This window comes from Kitasatospora sp. NPDC030952 (assembly GCF_055571335.1).
This window is the reverse complement of the sequence record NZ_JBVIFM010000011.1, coordinates 40,464-57,495: the sequence shown is the minus strand read 5'-3', so window position 1 is coordinate 57,495 and position 17,032 is coordinate 40,464. Positions and strand designations below refer to the sequence as shown.

The 17,032-nt window shown below is 72.4% G+C and carries 18 protein-coding genes; all 18 read right to left on the bottom strand.

What is annotated here, in order from left to right; translation table 11 throughout:
• Positions 1 to 37: 37 nt before the first annotated feature.
• The 18 genes from ACZ47G_RS20305 to dop all read right to left on the bottom strand — a co-directional run bounded on the left by ACZ47G_RS20305 (position 38) and on the right by dop (position 17,031).
• Positions 38 to 973 (bottom strand): dihydrodipicolinate synthase family protein, encoded by a 936-nt coding sequence (locus ACZ47G_RS20305; protein WP_465744503.1) that lies wholly within the window; start codon positions 971 to 973, stop codon positions 38 to 40.
• 54 nt (positions 974 to 1,027) lie between these two features.
• Entirely contained in the window at positions 1,028 to 2,491 is a 1,464-nt protein-coding gene (locus tag ACZ47G_RS20300; RefSeq protein ID WP_465744501.1) for an FAD/NAD(P)-dependent oxidoreductase, read from the bottom strand.
• 106 nt (positions 2,492 to 2,597) lie between these two features.
• Complete coding sequence (locus tag ACZ47G_RS20295) at positions 2,598 to 2,918, bottom strand: (2Fe-2S)-binding protein (RefSeq protein ID WP_465744499.1); 321 nt, start codon at positions 2,916 to 2,918, stop codon at positions 2,598 to 2,600.
• Positions 2,919 to 2,952: 34 nt separating this feature from the next.
• On the bottom strand, positions 2,953 to 4,110 hold the full coding sequence (locus ACZ47G_RS20290; protein ID WP_465744823.1) for an NAD(P)/FAD-dependent oxidoreductase: 1,158 nt from the start codon (positions 4,108 to 4,110) through the stop codon (positions 2,953 to 2,955).
• 150 nt (positions 4,111 to 4,260) lie between these two features.
• Positions 4,261 to 5,154: a twin-arginine translocase subunit TatC gene (tatC, locus tag ACZ47G_RS20285; RefSeq protein WP_465744821.1), complete on the bottom strand. Its 894-nt coding sequence runs from the start codon at positions 5,152 to 5,154 to the stop codon at positions 4,261 to 4,263.
• 193 nt (positions 5,155 to 5,347) lie between these two features.
• Complete coding sequence (tatA, locus tag ACZ47G_RS20280) at positions 5,348 to 5,650, bottom strand: Sec-independent protein translocase subunit TatA (RefSeq protein WP_465744497.1); 303 nt, start codon at positions 5,648 to 5,650, stop codon at positions 5,348 to 5,350.
• Between the two features lie 249 nt (positions 5,651 to 5,899).
• Positions 5,900 to 6,076 carry a hypothetical protein gene (locus ACZ47G_RS20275; RefSeq protein ID WP_465744495.1) on the bottom strand — a complete coding sequence of 59 codons (177 nt, stop codon included), beginning with the start codon at positions 6,074 to 6,076 and terminating at the stop codon, positions 5,900 to 5,902.
• 48 nt (positions 6,077 to 6,124) lie between these two features.
• Positions 6,125 to 6,331, bottom strand: coding sequence for a hypothetical protein (locus ACZ47G_RS20270; RefSeq protein WP_380456574.1), 207 nt, complete (start codon positions 6,329 to 6,331; stop codon positions 6,125 to 6,127).
• 27 nt (positions 6,332 to 6,358) lie between these two features.
• On the bottom strand, positions 6,359 to 7,315 hold the full coding sequence (locus ACZ47G_RS20265; protein WP_316520336.1) for a helix-turn-helix transcriptional regulator: 957 nt from the start codon (positions 7,313 to 7,315) through the stop codon (positions 6,359 to 6,361).
• Between the two features lie 64 nt (positions 7,316 to 7,379).
• Complete coding sequence (locus ACZ47G_RS20260) at positions 7,380 to 8,354, bottom strand: helix-turn-helix transcriptional regulator (RefSeq protein WP_465744492.1); 975 nt, start codon at positions 8,352 to 8,354, stop codon at positions 7,380 to 7,382.
• 255 nt (positions 8,355 to 8,609) lie between these two features.
• Positions 8,610 to 8,993, bottom strand: coding sequence for an FKBP-type peptidyl-prolyl cis-trans isomerase (locus ACZ47G_RS20255; RefSeq protein ID WP_380456578.1), 384 nt, complete (start codon positions 8,991 to 8,993; stop codon positions 8,610 to 8,612).
• A 176-nt stretch (positions 8,994 to 9,169) separates the two neighbouring features.
• Entirely contained in the window at positions 9,170 to 10,489 is a 1,320-nt protein-coding gene (locus ACZ47G_RS20250) for an FKBP-type peptidyl-prolyl cis-trans isomerase (RefSeq protein WP_465744489.1), read from the bottom strand.
• Positions 10,490 to 10,706: 217 nt separating this feature from the next.
• Positions 10,707 to 11,696: an FKBP-type peptidyl-prolyl cis-trans isomerase gene (locus ACZ47G_RS20245; protein WP_465744487.1), complete on the bottom strand. Its 990-nt coding sequence runs from the start codon at positions 11,694 to 11,696 to the stop codon at positions 10,707 to 10,709.
• 144 nt (positions 11,697 to 11,840) lie between these two features.
• Positions 11,841 to 13,202 carry a Pup--protein ligase gene (gene pafA, locus ACZ47G_RS20240; RefSeq protein ID WP_380456583.1) on the bottom strand — a complete coding sequence of 454 codons (1,362 nt, stop codon included), beginning with the start codon at positions 13,200 to 13,202 and terminating at the stop codon, positions 11,841 to 11,843.
• A 117-nt stretch (positions 13,203 to 13,319) separates the two neighbouring features.
• Positions 13,320 to 14,081 (bottom strand): proteasome subunit alpha, encoded by a 762-nt coding sequence (gene prcA, locus ACZ47G_RS20235; protein WP_380456585.1) that lies wholly within the window; start codon positions 14,079 to 14,081, stop codon positions 13,320 to 13,322.
• Positions 14,082 to 14,112: 31 nt separating this feature from the next.
• Positions 14,113 to 14,955, bottom strand: coding sequence for a proteasome subunit beta (gene prcB / locus ACZ47G_RS20230; protein ID WP_465744484.1), 843 nt, complete (start codon positions 14,953 to 14,955; stop codon positions 14,113 to 14,115).
• Positions 14,956 to 15,117: 162 nt separating this feature from the next.
• Positions 15,118 to 15,336, bottom strand: a complete 219-nt coding sequence (locus ACZ47G_RS20225; RefSeq protein WP_350507086.1) for a ubiquitin-like protein Pup — start codon at positions 15,334 to 15,336, stop codon at positions 15,118 to 15,120.
• A gap of 183 nt (positions 15,337 to 15,519) precedes the next feature.
• The gene (gene dop, locus ACZ47G_RS20220; protein WP_465744481.1) at positions 15,520 to 17,031 is read right to left on the bottom strand and encodes a depupylase/deamidase Dop; all 1,512 of its coding nucleotides are present in this window, start codon (positions 17,029 to 17,031) and stop codon (positions 15,520 to 15,522) included.
• Position 17,032 lies beyond the last annotated feature (1 nt).

Here is a 17,032-nt window from a genome sequence, read left to right as displayed (position 1 = left end):
GACACGCCCTGGGCGAGGCCCTGGGTCCGGGCAGGGCCTAGGCGAGGCCCTCGGCCAGCGCCTTCTCGGTGGCCGCGCGCACCGCCGCCTCGATCTCCGGCTCCAGCGGCAGGCGCGGCGCCCGGACCGGCCCGCCGGGGCGCCCGGCGATGTCCATGGAGAGCTTGATGGCCTGGACGAACTCGGTCTTGGAGTCCCAACGCAGCAGCGAGTGCAGCGACTTGTACAGCGGCAGCGCGGTCTCCAGGTCCAGCGAGACGGCCGCGTCGTAGAGCGCCACCGAGGCCTCCGGCAGCGCGTTGGGGTACCCGGCGATCCAGCCGACCGCGCCGGCCAGCGCCAGCTCCAGCAGCACGTCGTCGGCGCCGATCAGCAGGTCCAACCCCGGTGCCAGTTCGGCGAGTTCGTACGCACGCCGGACGTCCCCGCTGAACTCCTTGACCGCCACGATCGAGCCCTCGGCGTGCAGCCGGGCGAGCAGCGCGGGCACCAGGTCGACCTTGGTGTCGATCGGGTTGTTGTACGCGACGATCGGCAGGCCCGCCTTGGCGACCTCCGCGTAGTGCGCCCGCACCGAGTCGTGGTCGGCCCGGTAGGCGTTGGGCGGCAGCAGCAGGACGGAGCCGGCCCCGGCCTCGGCGGCCTGCTCGGCCCAGCGGCGGGACTCGGCACTGCCGTACGCGGCGACCCCGGGCATGACCCGGGAGCCGTCACCGGCCGCCTCGATCGCCACCTCGACGACCCGGGCGCGCTCCTCGGCGGTGAGCGTCTGGTACTCGCCCAGCGAGCCGTTGGGGACGACGCCGTCGCAGCCGGACTCGATCAGCCAGCGGACGTGCTCGGCGTAGGCGTCGTAGTCGACGGAGAGGTCCGGGCGCAGCGGGATCGTGGTGGCGACCATGATGCCGCGCCAGGGACGGGTGGTGTCACGGGGGGTGATGGACACGGTGCACTCCTTGGTGAGGTGTGACATTTTATTAGAGGAAGAGGGTCGGCGACAAGAGTCCCCAGCCCCCACATTCGTCGGTTATCCCTCGGGCGCGGACTCGGCACCGGACGCAGCAGACGCGGCAGACGTACCGGACGCGGCAGACGCGCCGGACGCAGCAGAGGCACCGGGCACAGCGGAGGCGGCGGGGGCGGAGTCAGGGACCCCCGCCGCCAGCTGCGAGAGCGGCACCGGGCAGGCCAACGGCCGCCGGTCCGCCCCCGGCTCCCCCGAGCCGGACAGACAGGCCACGGCCGGACCGCACATCCGCCCCTGGCACCAGCCCATCCCCGCCCGGGTGAGCAGCTTGACGGTGCGCGGGTCGCCCGCGCCGAGCTCCTCCACCGCCTCCCGGATCCGGGCGGCCGGCACCTCCTCGCACCGGCACACGTCGGTGTCCGGCCGCAGCCACCCGGTCCAGCCGGGCCCCGGCCGGTGCGCGGCGGCCATCAGCCCGGCGAAGGCCCGCAGCCGCGCCCGGCGGCGCAGCAGCGCGCGCCCGGGCGGTACCCCGGCGATCGCGTGCGCGGCCAGCTCGCCCTCGGCGAGCGCGAGGTCGGCCCCACCGACGCCGTTGGTCTCCCCCGCGGACCACAGGCCGGGGACGGTGGTGCGCAGCCGGGCGTCGACCCGCAGCGCGACCGCGCCGTCCGGCCCGGCGAGGGTCTCCGCGCCGAGCTCGGTGGCCAGGTCGATCTGCGGCAGCAGTCCGTGGCCGACGGCGAGCGCGTCGCAGGCGATCCGCCGTTCGGTGCCGGGCAGCGGCCGCCAGGAGGCGTCCAGCCGGGCCACGGTGACTCCGGTGACCCGCTCGTCCCCGTGCGCCTCCACGACGGCGCTGCGCGGCCGCAGCCGTACGCCGTGCCGCAGCAGCGCGCCGCCGTGCCCGGCGCCCTCGACCAGCTTGGCGGGGACGGCCGCCAGCACGCCGGGGCGCCGGGCGTACCCGAGGTAGCCGCTCGCCTCGACCACCGCCGGGACGTCCGCCCCGGCGCCGACCAGTGAGGAGGCGGCCGCGAGCAGCAGCGGCCCGCTGCCGGCCACCACGATCCGCCGCCCGGGCAGCACCAGCCCGGCCTTGAGCATGGCCTGGGCGCCGCCCGCGGTGACCACCCCGGGCAGGGTCCAGCCCGGGAACGGCAGCTGCCGCTCGTACGCCCCGGTGGCGAGCAGCACCGTCCGGGCCCGGACGGTGGCCCGGTCGGCGGCCTGCGGCCCGCGGGTGACGTGCACGGCGAAGCCGTCCGCGGTGCGTTCCAGCGCCCACACCTGGTGGCCGCCGCGGAACTCGGCCCGGGGCTGCCGAGCGAGCCGCGCGGCCAGCCCGGTGTACACCGGCCAGTGGTGGTGCAGCCGGTCCGGCCGGGTGGCGCCGAGTCCGGGCGCCGGGTGCCGGTAGTACTGCCCGCCGGTCCGCTCCGCGCCGTCCAGCAGGACGCAGCGCAGCCCGAGGTCGGCGGCGGTGACGGCGGCGGCCAGCCCGGCGGGCCCGGCCCCCACCACGACGAGGTCGTACAGCCCGGACGGCCCCAGAGACCCGCCCGACCCAGCCGGCCCGCGCGACTCGGACGGCCCGTACGGCTCAGACAGCTCAGACAGCTCAGACGACTCAGACGGCAAGGTCGGCACGGCCGTGACCCTCCTGGGTGGTGACGACGGTCCCGGGCTCCGCGGGCAGCAGGCACAGCCGCTGGTTGGCCCGGCCGTCCACGGTGGCCAGGCAGTCGAAGCAAGCGCCGATGCCGCAGAACGCGCCGCGCGGGCGCCCGCCGTCCCGGGTGGTGCGCCAGGCGAGCACGCCGTCGGCCCAGAGCGCGGCGGCGATCGACTGTCCGGGCAGGGCCCGGACGGGCCGCCCGTCGAACTCGATGTGGTGGCCGGGCCCGGGCTCGGCCCCGACCAGCCCGGCGGGGGTGCGGCGACGCGTCACCGGCTTCTCCAATCCAGAGGTCCAGAACAAGGTCTCACCCCGCCGGGAACCGGTCCGCCCGGAACGGCGCGAGGTCCAGCTCCGGCCGTTTCCCGGCCAGTTGCGCGGCGATCAGCAGCCCGGTGCCGGGCGCCAGCCCGATCCCGGCGCCCTCGTGCCCGCAGGCGTGGTACAGCCCCGGCGCCCGGGGGTCCTCCCCGATGGCCGGCAGGTGGTCCGGCAGGTACGGGCGGAAGCCCCGGTAGGTGCGCAGCACGGTGACGTCCGCGAACACCGGGAACAGCTCCGCGGCCTGGACGGCGAGCCGGCGCAGCACCTCCTGGGAGAGGGTTCGGTCGAAGCCGACCCGCTCCCGGCTGGCGCCGATCAGCACCGGCCCGCCCGGGGTGCCCTCGACGACGGCGGAGGTCTGCAGCCCGGCCGAGCCGCTGGCCACGTCGGCCACGTAGTCGGCGGCGTAGACCTTGTGCCGGACGACCCTCGGCAGCGGCTCGGTGACCAGCACGAAGCCGCGCCGGGGCAGCACCGGCAGGTGCACGCCCGCCAGCGCGGCCAGCTCGCCGCCCCAGGTGCCCGCGGCGTTGACCACGGCGGGCGCGGCCAGCCGGCGCCGGGTGGTCCGGACGCCGCGCACCGCGCCGTCCGGGCCGCGGTCGACCGCCGTGACGTCCTCCCCGGTGTACAGCTCGGCGCCCATCCGGCGGGCCTCGCGCAGCAGGTGGGCGGCGGCGAGCGCGGGCTGCACCTGGGCGTCCTGCGGGTAGTGGTAGCCGCCGGCGAGCCCGGGGGCGAGGTGCGGTTCCAGCTCGCGCAGCCGCTCGGCCGGCACCTCCTCGGCGCTCACCCCGGCCGCGGCCTGCCCGGCGGCGAAGGCCCGCAGCGCCTGCTGCCCGGCCTCGGTCGAGGCGACCACCACGCCGCCCTTGGGCTCGTACTCGACGGCCGGCCCGAGGTCCTCGGCGAGTTCGTTCCAGAGCCGGGTGCTGAGCAGGGCGAGGTCGAGTTCGGGCCCGGGTTCCTTGTCGGAGACCAGCAGGTTGCCCTCGCCCGCGCCGGTGGTGCCCCCGGCGACCGGTCCGCGGTCGACCACGGCGACGGCGAGTCCGGCGCGGGCGGCGTAGTACGCGCAGGCGGCGCCGACGACTCCGGCGCCGACCACGACGACGTCCAGTGGAGGTGTCCAGGTCTTCAGCACGTCAGTAATATGTCACATTCCATCAACCCTGCCAAGAGCCCACCAGGGCCGGAGCAGCGCAAAGCCCCGGCCACCGCACACAGCGGCGGCCGGGGCCGGCAGGCTCAACGCGTCAGGCTCAACGCGTCAGGTCTCAACGCGTCAGGCTCAGGTGATGTCGTCCATCTGCTCCCGGCGCGCCGTCGGCACCGGCGCGGCACCGGCCGCCGGGGCCGCCGAGGCGTCGACCGTCTCCGCACCCGCCACCGGCTGCACCGTGAGGTCGACCTGCGAGGCCTCCTCGTCGTCCAGGTCGGCGTCCGGGTTGTTCCGGCGCTTGCGCCGGTCGTTCATGATCGCGATGCCCACCGCGAGGAAGTACAGCGCCCAGATCGGCGCGGCCAGCGTCAGCATGCTCACCGGATCGGCACTCGGGGTCGCGAAGGCCGCGAACACCGTGATGCCCATGACCATGCCCCGCCACCAGCCGAGCAGCCGCTTGCCGGTGACCATCCCGACCTGGTTGAGCATCACCAGCAGCAGCGGGAACTCGAAGGCCAGCCCGAAGACCAGCACCATCCGCGTCGCGATGTCGAGGTAGTCCTCGGGCGGCAGGATCGGCGTGGTCTTGTTCGGGGTGAACGAGATCAGCACGTCGACCGTGGTCGGCAGCACCAGGATCGCCACGGCCACACCGGCCAGGAACAGCGGCGCCCCGCAGAGCATGAAGACGACGGCGTACTTCTTCTCGTGCTTGTGCAGACCGGGCGCCACGAAGGCCCACACCTGGTACAGCCAGATCGGCACGGTCGCGACCACGCCGGCCGTCAGCGAGACCTTCAGCATCCAGGTGAAACCGGCGGTCAATCCGATGTTGGAGACCTGGGCGCACTTGCCGTGGTACTGGTCGGAAGTCGCCTCTGTGCAGCGCGGCAGCGGCTGCAGCAGGAAGTCCTCGATCTGCCTGTGGTAGATCGCCGCGATGATGGTGATCACCACGATCGCCAGGACCGACTTGACCACGCGGTTGCGCAGTTCCCGCAGGTGATCGGCGAGGGCCATCCGCCCCTCAGGATCCTTGGACGCCTTCTGCGGCGCCTTGGAGAGCTTGCTCAACCCCGGTCCTCAACTCGTGCGTCGAGGCCCGCCGGTCGACGGGCCTCCGTGGTCACGCGCGTCACGCGCACCGTGTACGTCGGGTAGGACGCCCGCACCGCACACCACGGGTGCGTCGCGTACGTCACGGCTGCCGCGCTCAGCGCGGGCGCTCGCCCCCGGGCGTCCCCTGCCCCGCGCCGGGCTCGGCCACCGGCCGGGCCGTCGCCGAGGCGCCCGGAGCGGACTGGACGGTCCTGGCCGTCGGCTGCGCCGTGACCTGCGGCTGGGCGGGCGGCGCGCTCCCGTCCGGCTCGTCGTCCGAGCGCATCGCCTTGGCCTCGCTCTTCAGGATCCGCAGCGACTGCCCCAACGAGCGCGCCAGCTCGGGCAGCCGCTTGGCCCCGAACAGCACGATGGCAACCACCACGACCAGCACGATCGCGGTCATCGAGAAGCGCATGCGCCGACCACCTTCAGCATCCGCGGCCCGGCAGGCCGCCCGCCGCGGATGGTAACCGCTGCGGATGACGCCCCGACGAAGGCCGACCGAACAGGACAGCGGCCCCCGGTTCGCCGTTCAAGGAGCCACTTGAGAGCGTAACCCGCCGCTACCTCCACGCAGCAGCCCCCGTACCACCCGGTGCCCCGGCCGTGCCGACGCTCCGACCGGAGCGACCCGCGCGGAAGAGCGGCCCCGGGCCGCGCGGCCCTACCGACCGGGAACGGCCTCGGCCAACTCCCCCGCAGCCTCGGCCAGCGCCCGGGAGGCCGTGTCCACGCCCTTGGCGAGCGCCCGCACGTCCAGCCAGAGCCGGATCGCGAGGACCCCGAGGACCAGCAGGCCCGCGGTGGCGAGCAGGACGGCGGCGACGAGCATCCAGGACATGCGCCCCACCCTATACGGGGGCCACCGAGCTGTACGGGGCCACCGCGGTCAGCCCTCCGCCGGGATGAGCCGCATGGTGCGCACCCCCGCCGCGGTGAGCGCCTCGACGATCTTCTCCCCGGCCTGCTTGCGCACCGCCGCCCCGCACAGCGGGCAGCCGAAGCTGTAGTGCGCCTGCGCCGGGGTCCGACCGAGGGTCAGCCGGAACTCCTCGGCCGGGAGTTCGACCTTCTCCCGGCACTGCGAGCAGTACACCTTGAATCTCGTCCCGGGCTCCACCGCTCAGACCTGCCCCTCCCCGTAGGCGGCCAGCGCCTCCCGCGCGGCCGAGCGCGCCTGCTCCGCCAGCTCGGGCGGCGAGACGATCCGGCCGTCGCGCCCCAGCCGCAGCGCCAGCGGGCGCAGCTGGGAGGGGTCGGCGCTGCGCAGGGTGATCCGCAGCCCGCCGTCCGGCAGCTCCTCGGCCCGGTCGTGGGTGTAGTACTCGGCGACCCAGCGGCCGCCGGAGGAGACCTCCACCACCACCTCCGGGTCGTCCGCCGCCGGGTTGACCAGCCCGCCGCTGAGGTCGCGCGGCTCACGCCGGGGCGGGTCGGCCGGGACGTCCAGGACGCGGATCTCGGCGACCCGGTCCAGCCGGAACATCCGGTGGTCCTCCGAGGTGCGGCACCAGGCTTCCAGGTACGTGTGCCCCTCGGTGAGCAGCCGGATCGGGTCGACCTCGCGCTCGGTCATCCCGCCGCGCCCGTGCGAGTAGTAGCGCAGCCAGAGCCGGCGGCCCTCGCTGAGCGCGCGGTCGATGTCGGCGAACACGTGGCTCTCGGCCTCGAAGGTGACCCCGACCCGGGCGCTGCCCTCGGCGCTCTCCCCCGCCGCGTTCTCGATCTTGGCGACGGCCCGGGTGAGCGCCTCCCGGTCCCCGGCCCGCAGGCCCGGCAGTCCGGCCACCGCCCGGGCGGCGACCAGCAGCGCGGTGGCCTCGTCGGCGGCGAGGCGCAGCGGCTGGGCCACGTCGTCGACGTTGTGCCACCAGATCCGCTCACCGTCGGTGTCGATGTCCAGCAGGTCGCCGCCGCGGAAGCTGGTGCCGCACATCGGCAGCACGTTGAGGTCCCCGATCAGCTCGCGCTCGCTGATCCCGAACGCCCGGGCCACCTCGGCGACCTCGGCGCCGGGCCGCTCGCGCAGGTAGGTGACCAGCGACAGCATCCGCCGGGTCTGGTCGATGGCGTTGCTCATGCGTCCACCTCGCTGCACTCGGCGGGCGCTGCGCACAGGACGCGCCTTCCGATGGTTCGCTCACTCACGCGCCCGCTCCTTCAAGCCCCGCGACCGCCCGCAGCCGGTCGACCACATCCGCCCGCAGCTCCTCCGGCCCGAGCACCACCACGTCCGGCCCGAACTCCGCCAGGTCGGCGCCCAGCCCGTTGCCGTACGGGATCTCCAGCTCGTCCCAGGCCTCGTCGACCCGGGTGCTGCCCAGCGCCTTGGTGCGCAGCGGGAAGCCGGCATCCCGGCGGACCCGGACGGTCGCGGTGGCGGTGGCCCCCTCACCGGCGAACTTGGCCACGGTGGCCCGGACGTCCACGTGCTCGGGCACCGTGCCGAGGAAAGCCCCGCCCTTGGCCCTCACCTTGCCGGTGATCCGGCTGAGCCGGAACACCCGGGCGTCGCCGCGGTCCCGGTCGTACCCGGCCAGGTACCAGTGCCCGCGCCAGCACTCCAGCGCCCACGGCTCGACGCTGCGCTGCTCGACGGCGGCGGCACCGGCCTTGCGGTACTCGAAGGTGACCGGGCGGCGGTCCCGGGCGGCGGTGAGCAGCGGCTCGAACGCGGCCTCCCGGGCGGGAATGCGCGGCTCCAGGGCGGTCCGGCCCTCGGCCTCGGTGAACGGCACCCCGGCCGCGCGCAGCTTCTGCAGCGCGCCGCTGGCCGCGCCGGACATCTTGGCCTGCTGCCAGACCCGGGCGGCCAGGGTCAGCGCGGCGGCCTCCTCGGCGTCCAGCGCGATCTCCGGCAGCCGGTTGCGGTCGGGGCGGGCGAGGTAGCCGAGCTCGCCGTCCAGCGTGCTCTCGTCGACGTCGATCACCAGGCCGAGCTCGCGCAGGTCGTCCTTGTCCCGCTCGAACATCCGGTTGAAGGCGTCCTCGCTGCTGTTCTGCCAGGCTTCCCGGTACGCCTCGATGGATTCCCGCAGCTCCTTCTTGGAGAGCGGACGTCTGGTGTTCATCAGGCACAGGGCGAGATTCATCAGCCGCTCTGCCTTGGCGATCGCCATCGCTGACCCTTCCGGTGTGCCGCGCCGCGCGCGGGGTGCGCCAACCGGGCGATCCCCACCCGGCGGGACCGACCGTACCGGTAGCGGTACGCACTGCAAAAGCCGCGTCCCGCGCCCGCTCCCCACGGGGTGCCGTCCGGGCCCGGAAACGACCTCGGGCCGGGCCCCCGAAGGGGTCCGGCCCGAGGTCGGCGCAGGCACCGAGGTCAGCGCAGGCTCAGACGGCCGGCGCGGGCCCAGACGGCTGGCGCGGGCTCAGACGGCCAGCAGGTCGACCACGAAGATCAGGGTCGAGTGCGGCGGGATCGCCGGGGTCGGCGACTGGGCACCGTACGCCAGGTGCGACGGAATGGTCAGCTCACGGCGGCCGCCGACCTTCATGCCGACGACACCCTTGTCCCAGCCCTTGATGACCCGGCCGCCGCCCAGCGGGAAGCGGAACTCGTTGGGGCTCCGGTTCCAGCTCGCGTCGAACTCCTCGCCGGTCTCGAAGGTCACGCCGACGTAGCGGACGCTGACGTTCTGGCCCGGCTTGGCCTCCTCGCCGTCACCGACGACGATGTCGCGGATCTGCAGCTCGGTCGGGGCGTCGCCGATCGGGAAGTCGATCTCGGGCTTCTCGTTCAGGTTCACAGCCATGGTCCCTCTTCTCACGTTCGCAATTCCACACACGACCAAGCGGCGGGCGCCCGCACCCGGTCCACCCGGGCGAAGAGCCCGGGAGCACCACCGTACGGGCGCCCGCCGCCCGTCGGGACACGGCCACGCGGCCGGTCCCGAAGGTCACACACCCACCATTGTCACCCGAAAGTGGATCAGCCCTGACCGGCGTCCAGGATGTCCACCACGAAGACCAGGGTCGAGCCGGGCGGAATGTCGCCCTGGCCCTTGTCCCCGTAGCCCAGCGAGGCCGGGATCACCAGCTCGACCCGGCTGCCGACGGTCTGGCCCACCAGCCCCTGGTCCCAGCCCTGGATGACCTGGCCGCCGCCGACCGGGAAGGAGAACGCCTGGCCCTTGCTGAGCGAGGAGTCGAAGACCTTGCCGTCCTTGGCGAGCGCGCCGGTGTACTGGACGACGACCTTCTCGCCCTTCTCCACGGCCGGCCCGGTGCCCTTGATCAGCACGTGGGTCTTCAGCTCGGTCGGGTCCTTGGCGCCGGCCACCGGGGTGATGTCGGCCGGCTTCTTGCCGTTGTCCTTGACCTGCGGGAAGTCCGCCGGCGGCGGGGTGACGGTTCCGCTCACCACCGCGTCGGGCGCGTTGGCGTTGCGGATGTCGATCACGAAGATCAGGTTGTCCTTGGGGCCGATCGACATGTCCGGCTTGCCCTGGGAGCCGAAGCCCGCGGCCGGCGGGGCCACCACCAGCAGTCGACTGCCGGCCTTCTTCCCCATCACGGCCTGGTCCAGCGCCGGGATCAGCGCGTCGGTGCCGGCCTGGAAGATCTGCGGCTTGCCCTTGTCGTCGTACGAGCTCGGGATGTCCTTGCCGGTGTTCCAGTCCTTGGCGGTGTAGTCCACCGAGGTCCAGGAGTTCTTGTCCACCTTGGGGCCGGAGCCCTCGGACAGCACCTTCACCACGAAGGAGCCGTCGGAGGCCTCGCCCGGCACCTGGATCTCGGCCTTCTTGCCGAAGTCACCGGTGACGGTCGGCAGCACCTTGGCGCTGTCCTTGATCGGCGGCACCGGCTCGGCGGTCGGCGTGGGCGGCGCGGACTTCGTCGCGTCCGGCTGGGCCGCCGCGGAGGTGTCCTTGGAGGAGTCCTTGTTCACCATGTACAGCGTCACGCCGCTGCCGACCAGCAGCAGGGCGATCACCGTGCCGAGGATCACGCCGAGCTTGCCCACCCCGGGCGGGTTCTCGTCGTACCCGGCCTCCGAGTTGTCGGCCTTGCGCACATTGCTGGCGAAGATCTGCGGGGCGTCGTCGTCGTCCGTCTTGGTCCCCGTCGCGCGCGGCTTCTCGCCGGGCTGCGCCCAGCCGGCCTGCTGCGCGAGGATCGCCGGGGGGACGACGATCGACTCGCGGTCCGACGCGACCGGTCCGCCGGGACGGGAGGCGGTCGGATCACCCGCAGAGTCGTCGTTCGCCGCGGTGCCGGCCCCGCCCGGGCTCGGCGTCTTCTCAGTCATGACTCCCCATCCATCTCGCCACGAGGTCTTCCAGGTCTGCGCCCGGCGTGGTGAGCGCCGGCCTGTCGCCGTACCCGTCCGCCCCGGACCCCGGCGCCGGGCGGCGCCTGCCACAGTGCGAGGGCAGTATGACAGCTCAGGATGAGGGCGGACGCTTCGTTGTACGAGCGTCCGCCCAAGCGTACGGAACTCTCCCGGCGACTTCCTAGAGCGCCCGCTAAACCGCTTCGAGAATGTCGATCACGAAGACCAGCGTGGAGTTCGGCGGCACCGAGCCCTGCGCCTGGTCCTTGTACCCCAGCGCCGGCGGCACCACCAGCAGCACCCGGCTGCCCACGTTCTGCCCGACCAGCCCCTTGTCCCAGCCCTCGATCACGCTGCCGGTGCCGATCTGCACGGCCTGGGCGCCGCCGTGGGTCCAGGAGGCGTCGAACTGCTGGCCGTTGCTCCACAGCACCCCGGTGTACTGCACCACCAGGGTCTGCCCGGTCTTGACCTGCTTGCCCTCGCCCTTGATCAGCACGGCCTGCTGGAGGTCGGTGGGCGCGGCCTGCCCGGCCGGGACGGTGATCCCCACCGGCGCCTTGCCGTTGTCCTTGACCTGCGGCAGGGTCGCGGCCGGCTGGGTCATGGCCCCGGTCAGCGTGGAGTCCTGCGGCAGCGCCTCCACGATGTCCAGCACGAACACCACGGTGTCGCCCTTGTTGACGCCCAGCTGGGTGGAGCCCTGCTCCCCGAAGGCCGCCGCCGGCGGGGCCACCACCAGCAGCCGGGTGCCGACCTTCTTGTCGATCACGGTCTGGTCCAGCGCCGGCACCAGCTGCCCGCTGCCCGCCTGGTAGAGCTGCGGCTTGCCGTTGTCGTCGTACGAGCTGGGCAGGTCCTTGCCGGTGGTCCAGTCCTTCGCCGTGTAGTTGACGGTCACCCAGTCGCCCTTGTTGACCGTCGACCGCTCCCCGTCGGTCACCGTGTTCACCACGAACTGGCCGCTGGGCTGCTGGCCCTCCGGGATGGTGATGGTGGCCTTGCTGCCGAAACCGCCCCCCGAGAGCGTGGGCATCGGGGACGCCTCGCCGACCGGCGCCGGCACGGTCGGAGCGGCACTCGCGGTGGACGGCGTCGCCGGGCCGGCCGCCTTGGGCGAACTGCTGCAGGCGACCGCCAGCAGCAGCGGCAGGGTGAGAAGCAAACCGGCGGTGCGGCGCACGGTGGTCCTAACTGTCGGTCGAAGTCGGCTCCCCCGAATCGACGGACAGCGTATGCCCGGCACGCGTCCGGCCCCGGTAGACACCACCGGGGCCGGCTCCAGCGCATCGATCACGGCGCGTGGCTCACAGCGCACGCGGCACGGTCACATGCCCGCGATCAACTTCTCCACCCGCTCGTCCACCGAACGGAACGGGTCCTTGCACAGGACGGTGCGCTGCGCCTGGTCGTTCAGCTTCAGGTGCACCCAGTCCACCGTGAAGTCCCGGCGCTGCTCCTGCGCCCGGCGGATGAAGTCCCCGCGCAGCCGGGCCCGGGTGGTCTGCGGCGGGATCGACTTGGCCTCGAAGGTCTTGAGGTCGGTGGTCACCCGCTTCGCCTGGCCCTTGCCCTGGAGCAGGTAGAACAGGCCGCGGCGGCGGTGGATGTCGTGGTACGCGAGGTCGATCTGGGCCACCCGCGGGTTGGACATGCTCATCTGGTTCTTCTCGCGGTAGCGCTCGATGAGCTTGTACTTCATGATCCAGTCGATCTCGGTGGCCACCCCGTCCAGCCGCTCGGTGCGGACGGCCTCCAGGGTGCGGCCCCACAGGTCGAGTACCTGGGCGATGGTCCCGGTGTTGATGCCCTTGCGGTCGGCGAACTCCAGGGCCTTGGTGTAGTACTCCTCCTGGATGTCCAGCGCGCTGGCCTCCCGGCCGTTGGCCAGCCGCACCTGGTGGGTGCCGGTCAGGTCGTGGCTGACCTCGCGGATCGCCCGGATCGGGTTCTCCAGGGTGAGGTCGCGCATCACCACGCCGGCCTCGATCAGCCGCAGCACCAGGTCGGTGGAGCCCACCTTGAGCAGGGTGGTGGTCTCGGACATGTTGGAGTCGCCGACGATCACGTGCAGCCGGCGGTAGCGCTCGGCGTCCGCGTGCGGCTCGTCCCGGGTGTTGATGATCGGGCGGGAGCGGGTGGTGGCGGAACTGACGCCCTCCCAGATGTGCTCGGCCCGCTGGCTGACGCAGTACACCGCGCCGCGCGGGGTCTGCAGCACCTTGCCCGCGCCGCAGATCAGCTGGCGGGTCACCAGGAAGGGGATGAGCACGTCGGCCAGCCGGGAGAACTCGCCGTGCCGGGCCACCAGGTAGTTCTCGTGGCAGCCGTAGGAGTTGCCGGCCGAGTCGGTGTTGTTCTTGAAGAGGTAGACGTCCCCCGCGATGCCCTCCTCGTGCAGCCGCCGTTCGGCGTCCACCAGGAGTCCTTCGAGGATCCGCTCGCCCGCCTTGTCGTGCGTGACCAGCTCGGTCACGTCGTCGCATTCGGGGGTGGCGTACTCGGGGTGGGAGCCGACGTCGAGGTAGAGCCGGGCGCCGTTGCGCAGGAAGACGTTGCTGCTGCGGCCCCAGGAGACGACCCGGCGGAACAGGTACCGCGCGACCTCGTCCGGCGACAGCCGCCGCTGCCCGCGGAACGTACAGGTCACGCCGTACTCGTTCTCCAGCCCGAAAATCCGGCGGTCCATGAGCACTCCTTTTCTCGTCGGAGCTGTCCGAAACCGCCTCCACGACGACTGGGCCGCCGCAGGGGCACCGGAGTCCCGTACGCCGGCGGTCCGGCCGCCGTACGGGACTCCGCAGTACTACTCGTCCGACGAACCGCCGCCCGCCGGGTTCTCCTCGTCGTCCGCTTCGGCGGACTGGTCCCCGTCGAGCAGCCGGCTGAGCTGGTTGCCCAGGATCCGCTTGAACTTGCGCTGCTGGAACCGCTGGCGGTCGAGGACCGCGACCTCCAGCTGTTCCGGGGTGAGGGCGCGAGGGCTGCCCCCGTTGGGGTCGCGGGCGAGCGAGTCGACCGCGACCTTCACCGCCTCGGTGAGGCTCAGGCCGACGCGGTGGCGCTGGCCCAGGTAGTTGCCGATCGAGTCGGCGTTGCCGCCGACCACGACGTAGTTCTTCTCGTCGACGACCGAGCCGTCCGGGGTGAGCCGGTAGATCTGGTCGTTGTCCGCGGTGCGGCCGACCTCGGCGACGATCAGTTCGACCTCGTACGGCTTCTCGCCGACCGAGGAGAAGATGGTGCCCAGGGTCTGGGCGTACACATTGGCCAGGCCGCGGGCGGTGACGTCGGCCCGGTCGTACGAGTAGCCGCGCAGGTCGGCGTAGCGGACGCCGCCGATGCGCAGGTTCTCGAACTCGTTGTAGCGGCCGACCGCCGCGAAGGCGATCTTGTCGTAGATCTCGGAGACCTTGTGGAGCGCCCGGGAGGTGTTCTCGGCGACGAAGACGATGCCGTCGGCGTAGGTGAGCACGACCACGCTGCGGCCGCGCGCGATGCCCTTGCGGGCGTACTCCGCGCGGTCCGCCATGGCCTGCTGGGGCGAGACGTAGAACGGTGTCGACACCGGCGGTCGTCCCTTTCCTGTGAGGTGATGGCTAGATCAGCGGGGCCTGCGGGCCGTTGGGCCGGGCCAGGCGCTCGTCCGTGATGGCGACCACGATCTGCGTGACCTCCGCCTCGGTGAGTCGGCGGAAGCCGTCCTCGGTGATCAGCGAGACGATCGGGAAGATCTTGCGGGCCAGGTCCGGTCCGCCGGTGGCGGAGTCGTCGTCCGCCGCGTCGTAGAGCGCCTGGACGACCAGGGTGGCGGCCTGGTCGGCCGTCAGGTCGTCGCGGTAGAGCTTCTTCATCGAGCCGCGGGCGTACACCGAGCCCGAGCCGGTGGCGGCGAAGCCGCGTTCCTCGGAGCGCCCGCCGGTGACGTCGTAGTTGAAGATCCGGCCGCGGCCGAGGTCCAGGTCGTAGCCGGCGAAGATCGGCACCACCGCGAGGCCCTGCATGGCCATGCCGAGGTTGCCCCGGATCATCGTGGTGAGCCGGTTGGCCTTGCCCTCCAGGGAGAGCGTGGCGCCCTCGATCTTCTCGTAGTGCTCCAGCTCCAGCTGGAACAGCCGGACCATCTCGATCGCGAGGCCGGCGGTGCCGGCGATGCCGACCGCGCTGTACTCGTCGGCCGGGAACACCTTCTCCATGTCGCGCTGGGCGATCACGTTGCCCATGGTCGCCCGGCGGTCACCGGCGATCACCACACCGCCGTCGAACACCGCGGCCACGATCGTGGTCCCGTGCGGGGCGTCGACCACGGCCCCCTCGGGCAGCCCCCGGCGGCTGGGGATCAGCTCCGGCTGGTGCTCGGCGAGGAAGTCGAGGAACGAGGACGACCCGGGGGTCAGGAAGGCAGCCGGTAGACGCCCGGTGCCACGAGTGTTGGCTTCCACACGATTCCTTCCAGGTAGCTTGAAGCGCGCATTGCCCGCACCCTACCCGCCGACGATCAACGTCCACGCGTGGAGGGGCCGGTGCCGGGACGGCCGGGCGGCCGCTGCCGCCCGACCGTCCCGGACGGTCGCGACCGTGAATTCCCGATTACCGGGGACGGGCTATTGCCCACCCTTCTGCACGAATCCCCGGACGAAATCCTCGGCGTTCGACTCGAGCACTTCGTCGATTTCGTCCAGCACCGCGTCGACGTCGTCGCTCAGCTTTTCCTGGCGCTCCTTGAGGTCCTCGGAATTCTGGCTTTCCGCGACCTGCTCCTCGACCTCCTCGGAGGAACGGTTTGCCCGCTGCTGGCCGCCGCCGGTGTCCTTGCTCGCCATTTCCCTCACCCCGCTCGAATCGTCTGGCACGGTTTGGTCGGTCGGTCGTTGCCCGTTGGCACCGACCCTATACACAAGGTGCGACTGCCGCTCCCGGTTTGGCGGTGGCGCTTCCTGTCCAACACCCGCTGCCACCCCGGATGATTCCCATTCGGCGGACGTTCACCCGTGGTGATCGAAAAGTTACCCGCCGGACAGGACCCGCAACAGGTCCTCCGCCGTGCGGCAGCGGTCCAGCAGCTCCTTGACGTGGTTGCGGGTGCCGCGCAGCGGCTCCAGCGTGGGCACCCGCTGCAACGAGTCCCGGCCCGGCAGGTCGAAGATGACCGAGTCCCAGGAGGCCGCCGCGACGTGCTCCGCGTACTGCTCCAGGCAGCGCCCGCGGAAGTACGCCCGGGTGTCCTCCGGGGGCTTGGTGACGGCCCGCTCGACCTCCTCCTCGGTCAGCAGCCGCTCGAACCTGCCGCGAGCCACCAGGCGGTTGTAGAGGCCCTTCTCGGCCCGTACGTCGCTGTACTGGAGGTCGACCAGGTGCAGCCGCGGGTTGGCCCAGTCCAGGGCGTCCCGGCTGCGGTAGCCCTCCAGGATCTCCCGCTTGGCGATCCAGTCCAGCTGCTTGGAGAGCGACATCGGGTCGCGCTCCAGCCGCCCCAGCACGTCCTCCCAGCGGGCCAGCACGTCCACGGTCTGCTCGTCGGCGTCGGTGCCGAAGCGGTCCTCGACGTACTTGTGGGCCAGTTCGAAGTACTCCAGCTGCAGTTGGACGGCGGTGAGCTTGCGCCCGTTGCGCAGGGTGATCAGGTGCTTGAGGGTCGGGTCGTGGGAGACCCGGTGCAGGGTGCGCACCGGCTGGTCGACGGCGAGGTCGGAGGCGATGAAGGAGTCCTCGATCATCGACAGGACCAGTGCGGTGGTGCCCAGCTTGAGGTAGGTGGAGATCTCGGAGAGGTTGGCGTCCCCGATGATCACGTGCAGCCGGCGGTACTTCTCGGCGTCGGCGTGCGGTTCGTCCCGGGTGTTGATGATCGGGCGCTTGAGGGTGGTCTCCAGGCCGACCTCGACCTCGAAGTAGTCCGCCCGCTGGCTGATCTGGAAGCCGTTCGCCGAGCCGTCCTGGCCGATGCCGACCCGGCCGGCGCCGGTGACCACCTGGCGGGAGACGAAGAACGGGGTGAGGTGGCGGACGATGTCGGCGAACGGCGTCGCCCGCTTCATCAGGTAGTTCTCGTGGGTGCCGTAGGAGGCGCCCTTGTTGTCGGTGTTGTTCTTGTACAGGTGGATGTTCTGCCCGTTGGGCAGCTCCAGCGCCCGTTGCGCGGCGGCGGCCATGATCCGCTCGCCGGCCTTGTCCCAGAGCACGGCGTCGCGCGGGTTGGTCACCTCGGGCGAGCTGTACTCGGGGTGCGCGTGGTCCACGTAGAACCGGGCCCCGTTGGTCAGGATGACGTTGGCGAGACCGATGTCCTCGTCGGTCAGCTGGCTGGCGTCCGCCACCTCGCGCGCGAGGTCGAAGCCCCGCGCGTCGCGCAGCGGGTTCTCCTCCTCGAAGTCCCAGCGGGCCCGCCGTGCCCGGTGCATCGCCGCCGCGTAGGCGTTGACGATCTGGGACGAGGTGAGCATGGCGTTGGCGTTGGGGTGCCCGGGCACGGAGATCCCGTACTCGGTCTCGATTCCCATCACGCGCCGTACGGTCATG

What these genes read in the sequence shown, in the direction of transcription:
- ACZ47G_RS20225 (WP_350507086.1), bottom strand. Translation starts at nt 15,336, where the DNA reads ATGGCGAGCAAGGACACCGGCGGCGGCCAGCAGCGGGCAAACCGTTCC.
- ACZ47G_RS20275 (WP_465744495.1), bottom strand. Translation starts at nt 6,076, where the DNA reads ATGTCCTGGATGCTCGTCGCCGCCGTCCTGCTCGCCACCGCGGGCCTG.
- dop (WP_465744481.1), bottom strand. Translation starts at nt 17,031, where the DNA reads ATGACCGTACGGCGCGTGATGGGAATCGAGACCGAGTACGGGATCTCC.
- tatA (WP_465744497.1), bottom strand. Translation starts at nt 5,650, where the DNA reads ATGCGCTTCTCGATGACCGCGATCGTGCTGGTCGTGGTGGTTGCCATC.
- ACZ47G_RS20255 (WP_380456578.1), bottom strand. Translation starts at nt 8,993, where the DNA reads ATGGCTGTGAACCTGAACGAGAAGCCCGAGATCGACTTCCCGATCGGC.
- pafA (WP_380456583.1), bottom strand. Translation starts at nt 13,202, where the DNA reads ATGGACCGCCGGATTTTCGGGCTGGAGAACGAGTACGGCGTGACCTGT.
- ACZ47G_RS20265 (WP_316520336.1), bottom strand. Translation starts at nt 7,315, where the DNA reads ATGAGCAACGCCATCGACCAGACCCGGCGGATGCTGTCGCTGGTCACC.
- ACZ47G_RS20260 (WP_465744492.1), bottom strand. Translation starts at nt 8,354, where the DNA reads ATGGCGATCGCCAAGGCAGAGCGGCTGATGAATCTCGCCCTGTGCCTG.
- tatC (WP_465744821.1), bottom strand. Translation starts at nt 5,154, where the DNA reads ATGGCCCTCGCCGATCACCTGCGGGAACTGCGCAACCGCGTGGTCAAG.
- ACZ47G_RS20305 (WP_465744503.1), bottom strand. Translation starts at nt 973, where the DNA reads ATGTCACACCTCACCAAGGAGTGCACCGTGTCCATCACCCCCCGTGAC.
- ACZ47G_RS20250 (WP_465744489.1), bottom strand. Translation starts at nt 10,489, where the DNA reads ATGACTGAGAAGACGCCGAGCCCGGGCGGGGCCGGCACCGCGGCGAAC.